At 70.4% G+C, this 6,645-nt stretch carries 4 protein-coding genes; all 4 read left to right on the forward strand.

What is annotated here, in order from left to right:
* Positions 1-750 (forward strand): phosphotransferase (locus M3N57_12285; protein ID MDP9023448.1); only part of this gene is annotated, 750 nt, incomplete at its 5' end.
* Entirely contained in the window at positions 750-2,885 is a 2,136-nt protein-coding gene (gene malQ / locus M3N57_12290) for a 4-alpha-glucanotransferase (GenBank protein ID MDP9023449.1), read from the forward strand. The genes M3N57_12285 and malQ, both read left to right, overlap by 1 nt.
* The gene (glgB, locus tag M3N57_12295) at positions 2,875-4,938 is read left to right on the forward strand and encodes a 1,4-alpha-glucan branching protein GlgB (protein ID MDP9023450.1); all 2,064 of its coding nucleotides are present in this window, start codon (positions 2,875-2,877) and stop codon (positions 4,936-4,938) included. The genes malQ and glgB overlap by 11 nt, the downstream gene beginning before the upstream one ends.
* A partial coding sequence (treZ, locus tag M3N57_12300) for a malto-oligosyltrehalose trehalohydrolase (GenBank protein MDP9023451.1) occupies positions 4,935-6,645 on the forward strand: 1,711 nt, incomplete at its 3' end. The genes glgB and treZ, both read left to right, overlap by 4 nt.

Below are 6,645 nucleotides of genomic sequence, written 5' to 3' on the forward strand. Positions count from 1 at the left end.
CCGTCGGCGGAGCTCCTCGGTCAGCGCACCGGTGAGCTGCACGTGGCCCTGGCATCCGCTCCCGACGACGCGGCGTTCGGCCCCGAACCGTTCACGACCCTCTACCAGCGTTCCCTGTACCAGTCGATGCGGACCCTGACCCGCAAGACGTTCCAGCTGCTGCGGCGCCGGTTGGAGGTCATCGAACCCGACAGCCGCGGTGACGCCGAGCGGCTCGCCGAACGTGAGCAGGATCTCCTCGACCGGTTCCAGGCCCTCACGCAAGGCAAACTCGACGCCGTCCGCATCCGCACCCACGGCGACTACCACCTGGGACAGGTGCTGCACACCGGACGGGATTTCGTGATCATCGACTTCGAAGGAGAGCCGGCCCGGCCGCTGGGGGAGCGGCGGTTGAAGCGATCGCCGCTCCGCGACGTCGCGGGCATGGTGCGCTCGTTCCACTACGCGGCGTACGCGGGGCTGTTCGAGCAGATCGCACGAGGGGTGGCCGGGCCCAGCGAGCAGGTCGAGGCCCTGGAAGACTGGACGCGGTACTGGTACGTGTGGGTCAGCGCAGCGTTCCTACGCTCCTACCTCACCACCGTCGGCGAGGCCCCGTTCGTCCCTCCCGATCATGAGCAGCTGTCGACCCTGCTGGAGGCCTACGTCCTCGAGAAGGCGGTGTACGAGCTCGGGTACGAGCTGAACAACCGCCCCAGCTGGGTGCGCATCCCTCTGCAGGGCGCGTTGCAGCTGCTGGAGAGCTGATGGTCGACGCCGACCCGCTGGCCGCACTGGCTGATCTGCACGGGATCCAGCGCACGTACGAGGATGCGTGGGAGCGCGAGCGCCACGCCGGCACGGACAGCATCCTGGCCGCCCTGCGTGCGCTGCGCGTCCCGATCGAGTCGCCACAACAGGCCCCCGAGATCCTGAAGGCCGGGCTGCGCGAGCGATGGGCGCGGCCGCTGGAGCCGGTCGTGGCGGCGTTCGGCGGCGCGGTCGTCCCCGTCCACGTCCGCCTGCCCGCCGATGCTGTCGATCACCCCGTGGCGTTCGAGCTGACGCTGGAAGCCGGGGAGCGGTACGTGTGGTCGGAGACGGCCGCGGGGAGGGCACCGGAAGCGGTCGAGACGCTCGACGGCGTGACCTACCAGGCGCACGTCTTCGACCTGCGCGACGTGCCCTACGGCTACCACGACCTGGTGGTCGAGACGGGCGCAACCACCGCCGCGGGGAGGGTGATCGTCGCCCCAGCGCGCGCCTACGACCCCGAGGACCGCGGGCACGGTTGGGGGGCGTTCCTCCCGCTGTACGCGCTGCGGACCGACCGGGACTGGGGCGCCGGCGACCTCACCGACCTCGCGTCGTTCGCCCGGTGGATCGCCGACCGCGGCGGGGCGGTGGTGGGCACGCTGCCTCTCCTGCCGGTCTTCCTCGGAGGTCCCGGGGAACCCCACGACCCCAGCCCCTACAGTCCGGTGTCACGCCTGTTCTGGAACGAGCTGTACCTCGACCTCACGCGCGCGCCGGAGTTCGACCGCTGCGAGGCGGCCCGGGCGCTGGTCGGCTCCGACCGCTTCGCCGCGGAACGCGATGCCCTCCACGGTGCCTCACTGGTCGATTACCGCCGCCTGGCCCGGCTCAAGCGCGACGTGCTCACGGCGTTGTCGCGGTGCTTCTTCGATGATCCCGGCGACCGCCGCGGCGACCTGGAGCGGCTCGTCGCCCAACGGTCCCAGGTCGAGGACTACGCGCTGTTCCGCGGCGCCGTGGCCCGGTACGGCTCGCCGTGGTGGGACTGGCCCACCGGCCCGCGCGACGGGGACCTCGACCTCGACACGGTCGACCTCGCGGTCGCACGGATGCACCTGTACGCCCAGCTGCTGGCCCGCGAGCAGGTCGCCGCACTGGCCACCGACCTGCGCCGGGCGGGACAGCACCCCTACCTGGACCTGCCGATCGGGACGGTCGCGGACGGGTACGACGTGTGGCGCCACCGCGAGGTGTTCGCGCGCGGGGCGTCGGCGGGAGCCCCCCCGGACAGGATCTTCACCGGCGGCCAGAACTGGGGGTTCCCGCCGCTGCACCCACACGCCCTGCGCGCGTCGGGCTACCGCCACCTGGTGGACGTGCTCCGCCATCACCTGGAGCTCGCGGACGAGCTCCGCCTCGACCACGTGATGGCCCTGCACCGGCTGTTCTGGGTCCCCGACGGGATGGAGACGTCCGACGGCGTGTACGTGCGGTACCGCGCGGACGAGCTGTACGCGGTCCTGCTGTTGGAGAGCCACCGCCACCGCTCGAGGGTCATCGGTGAGAACCTGGGCACCGTCCCCGACGAGGTCGACGACGCGCTGAGCACGCACGGGGTCGCACGGATGTACGTGGTGCAGTACGAGGCGGATCCCGACGCCGACCCGGTGCTCCCGCCGGTCCCCGCCGACACCGTCGCCAGCGTCAACACCCACGACATGCCGCCGTTCGCCCGGTGGTGGCACGGTCGCGACGCGCAGGACGGTGTGGAGCTGGGACTCCTGGACGAGGCCGAAGCGAGACGCCACCGCAACGACCGTGCCAGGGTGCGGTCGGAGGTCGCTGCACTGCTCAACGCCCAGGGCCGGCTCGGCCCGGATCGGACCGAGGACCCCGGGGCCGTGCTGGAGGCGCTTCTGGAGTGGCTGGGTGCCAGCGACGCGCGGCTCGTCCTGGCCAACGTCGAGGATCTGTGGCAGGAGGACGAGCCACAGAACACGCCGGGCACCGTCGATGAGCGGATCAACTGGCGGCGCCGGGCGCGGCACCGGCTGGAGGATCTCGACGACCTCCCCGGCGTCGTCGACGCCGTCGAACGGATCAACAAGGCACGCTCGGCCGGAAGGACCTCAAGCGATGGCCAGTGACAGGCAGCACGACCTGACCGAAGCGACCAGGCGCGACGGCACCGGGAACGGCCCCGCCTCGATCGCCGAGGGCACAGCCTCCCCCGATGCCGCGGCCGACGCGGCCCCGCCTGCGGCGCCACCCGCCCCGGCCTGGTCGCGGCTCACCGCCGACGACCTGTACCTGTTCAACGAAGGGTCGCACCTGCGGCTCTACGACAAGCTGGGCGCCCACCTGGCGACCAGCGAGGGGCAGGCAGGGGCCACCTTCGCGGTGTGGGCGCCCAACGCGGAACACGTCGCGGTGGTCGGCGACTTCAACGGCTGGGACCGCGGGGCGAACCCGCTACAGGAGCGTCACGGCTCAGGGGTGTGGGAAGGATTCATCCCCGGCGTCCAGCAGGCCGACGCCTACAAGTACCACGTCGCGTCGCGGTACGGCGGGTACCAGGCCGACAAGGCCGACCCCTACGCCGTCCACACCGAGACGCCACCGAAGACGGCATCGAAGGTGTGGGACCTGGACTACGCCTGGACCGACGACGAGTGGATGCGCACCCGCAGCGAGCACAACGACCTCGGTGCCCCGATCAACATCTACGAGCTCCACGTCGGTTCCTGGCGACGCCGCCCCGAGGAGGGTGACCGGCCGCTGTCCTACCGGGAGCTCGCCGAGCCCCTCGCCGAGTACTGCACGCAGATGGGGTTCACCCACGTGGAGCTGCTCCCGATCACCGAGTACCCGTTCGGCGGGTCCTGGGGCTACCAGACGACCGGGTACTTCGCGCCCACCAGCCGGTTCGGGACCCCCCAGGACTTCATGGCGTTCGTCGACACGCTCCACCAGCACGGCGTCGGTGTGATCCTCGACTGGGTGCCGTCGCACTTCCCGACGGACGAGCACGGCTTGGGCTACTTCGACGGGACGCACCTGTACGAGCACGCCGACCCCCGCCAGGGCATCCACCCGGACTGGAACAGCTTCATCTTCAACTACGGCCGGGCGGAGGTACGCAGCTTCCTGATGTCCAGCGCGATGTTCTGGCTGGACCGATACCACCTCGACGGCCTCCGCGTGGACGCCGTCGCGTCGATGCTGTACCTGGACTACTCCCGGCGGGAGGGGGAGTGGATCCCGAACGAGTACGGCGGGAACGAGAACATCGAAGCGATCAACTTCCTGCGCCGGTTCAACAGTGAGATCTACGCCGCCTTCCCCGACGTCCAGACGATCGCCGAAGAATCCACCGCCTGGCCGATGGTGTCGCGACCGACCTACATCGGTGGTCTCGGGTTCGGCATGAAGTGGGACATGGGGTGGATGCACGACACGCTCGAGTACTTCAGCCAGGATCCGGTGCACCGGGCGTGGCACCACAACCAGCTGACCTTCCGCGGGATCTACGCGTTCACCGAGAACTACTGCCTGCCGCTGTCGCACGACGAGGTCGTCCACGGCAAGGGCTCGCTGATCGAGAAGATGCCTGGCGACCGCTGGCAGCGGTTCGCCAACCTCCGGGCGCTGTACGGCTACATGTACACGACACCCGGGAAGAAGTTGCTGTTCATGGGCGACGAGATCGCTCAGTGGCGCGAGTGGAACCACGAGACCAGCCTGGACTGGCACCTGCTGGAGTACCCCGAACACGATGGGGTGCACCGCTGGGTCCAGAGCCTGGGCGCCGCCTACCGACAGGAGCCGGCGCTGCACGAGCTCGACAACCATCCCGACGGCTGGGAGTGGGTCGACGCGTCCGACTGGCAGCAGAGCGTCATCACCTACCTGCGCAAGAGCCGCGAAGCGCGCGAGATCATCCTCGTGGCGTGCAACTTCACCCCGGTGCCCCGACACAACTACCTGGTCGGTGTGCCTCGCAGCGGTTTCTGGCGCGAGATCCTCAACAGCGACGCGGCCGAGTACGGCGGGAGCGGCATCGGCAACCTCGGGGGCGTGGAGACCGCCCCGTTCGCCGTTCACGGCCGGCCGTACGCCGTCAACCTCACCATCCCTCCGCTCGGCACGGTCGTGCTCAAAGCCGAGTCCGAAGGGGGTTGGACCGAGTCTCGTACGTGACCGGCACAGCGCGGCTCGGCGCAACGTCTTCGAGTGACGACCGCACCGAGTTCCTGGTGTGGGCGTCCAAGGCCGCGCAGGTCGAGCTGCTCCTCGACGACCGGCAGATCGCCATGCAGGCCCTGCCGCGCGGGTACTTCCGTGCGGTCGCCGAAGACGCAGGCCCGGGTACCCGGTACCGGTACCGCCTCGACGGCGACGTGGTCCGCCCCGACCCGGCATCGCGCTACCAGCCCGAGGGCGTGCACGGCCCCTCCGCGGTGGTCGATGCGGACTTCCCCTGGAGCGACCACCACTGGCACGGCCTGCCGCTGCGCGACCTCGTCATCTACGAGCTGCACATCGGGACGTACACCGACTCTGGGACGTTCGACAGCGCCGCCAAGCGCCTCGATGAGCTCGCCGAGCTGGGGATCACCGCCGTCGAGGTGATGCCGATCGCGGAGTTCCCGGGCGGACGCAACTGGGGCTACGACGGGGTGCTGCCGTTCGCGGCGGAGTCGACGTACGGCGGGCCCGACGGGTTCCGCCGTTTCGTCGATGCCTGCCACGCACGCGACCTGGGCGTCATCCTCGACGTTGTGTACAACCACTTCGGTCCCGAGGGCGCCTACCACGCCGACTTCGCCCACTACTTCACCGACCGCTACGGCACGCCGTGGGGTCCGGCCCTCAACTTCGACGACGCCTGGAGCGACGAGGTCCGGCGGTACTTCATCGAGAACGCATTGTACTGGCTGGACGACTGCCACGTCGACGGCCTGAGGCTCGACGCGGTCCACGCGATCTTCGACCGGTCAGCGTTGCACATCCTCGACGAGCTGGGACGTGCCGCCCACGACCTGGCCGAGCGTCGCAACCGCCGCATCGCGGTGATCGCCGAGAGCGACCTCAACGACCCGCGGCTGATCCGCCCACACGAGCTCGGCGGGTACGGGCTGGACGCCCAGTGGAGCGACGACTTCCACCACGCCCTGCACGCGCTGCTGACCGGCGAGCGAGCCGGGTACTACGCCGACTTCGGCGACGTCCGTCACCTGGCCGCGGCGCTCCGCGACGGTTTCGTGTTCACCGGTCAACGGTCGGTGCACCGCCGGCGACGACACGGGGCGGCTCCAACCGCGGTCCCCGCGGAACGGTTCGTGGTCTGCGCCCAGAACCACGACCAGGTCGGTAACCGCCGTGACGGCGAGCGGCTGCCGGCGCTGGTGCCGTGGGACGCGCTCGCGGTCGCCGCCACGTGCGTCGTGCTGTCGCCGTTCGTCCCGTTGCTGTTCATGGGGGAGGAGTACGGCGAGACGAACCCGTTCCAGTACTTCGTCAGCCACACCGACGCGGACCTGGTCGAGGCGGTACGGGCGGGACGGAAGGAGGAGTTCGCAGCCTTCGCCTGGGTGGGCGAGCCCCCCGACCCCCAGGACCCCGCGACGTTCGAACGGTCCCGCCTCGACCACGGACGCAAGCACGAGGAACAGCACGCCGCCCTCCAGGACCGCTACCGGCGTCTGCTGGCGTTGCGCCGCGACGTTCCGGCGCTGGCGTCGCTGGACCGCGAGCGTCTGGAGGTGACCACCGGCCATGCTCAGCCGGTGCTGGCCTGGCACCGCTGGACCGCCGACGGCGACCGGGCACTGGTCGCGGTCAACGCCGGAGGCCAGATGGCGACGCTCGAGCGGCTGCGTCTCCCCGATGGCCGGTGGCGGTTGG

The sequence above is a fragment of the Actinomycetota bacterium genome (genome assembly GCA_030776725.1).
Classification (GTDB): Bacteria; Actinomycetota; Nitriliruptoria; order Nitriliruptorales; family JAHWKO01; genus JAHWKW01.

Excerpts from the sequence above, each read along its gene's own strand:
- malQ (MDP9023449.1), top strand. The coding sequence starts at position 750 with ATGGTCGACGCCGACCCGCTGGCCGCACTGGCTGATCTGCACGGGATC.
- glgB (MDP9023450.1), top strand. The coding sequence starts at position 2,875 with ATGGCCAGTGACAGGCAGCACGACCTGACCGAAGCGACCAGGCGCGAC.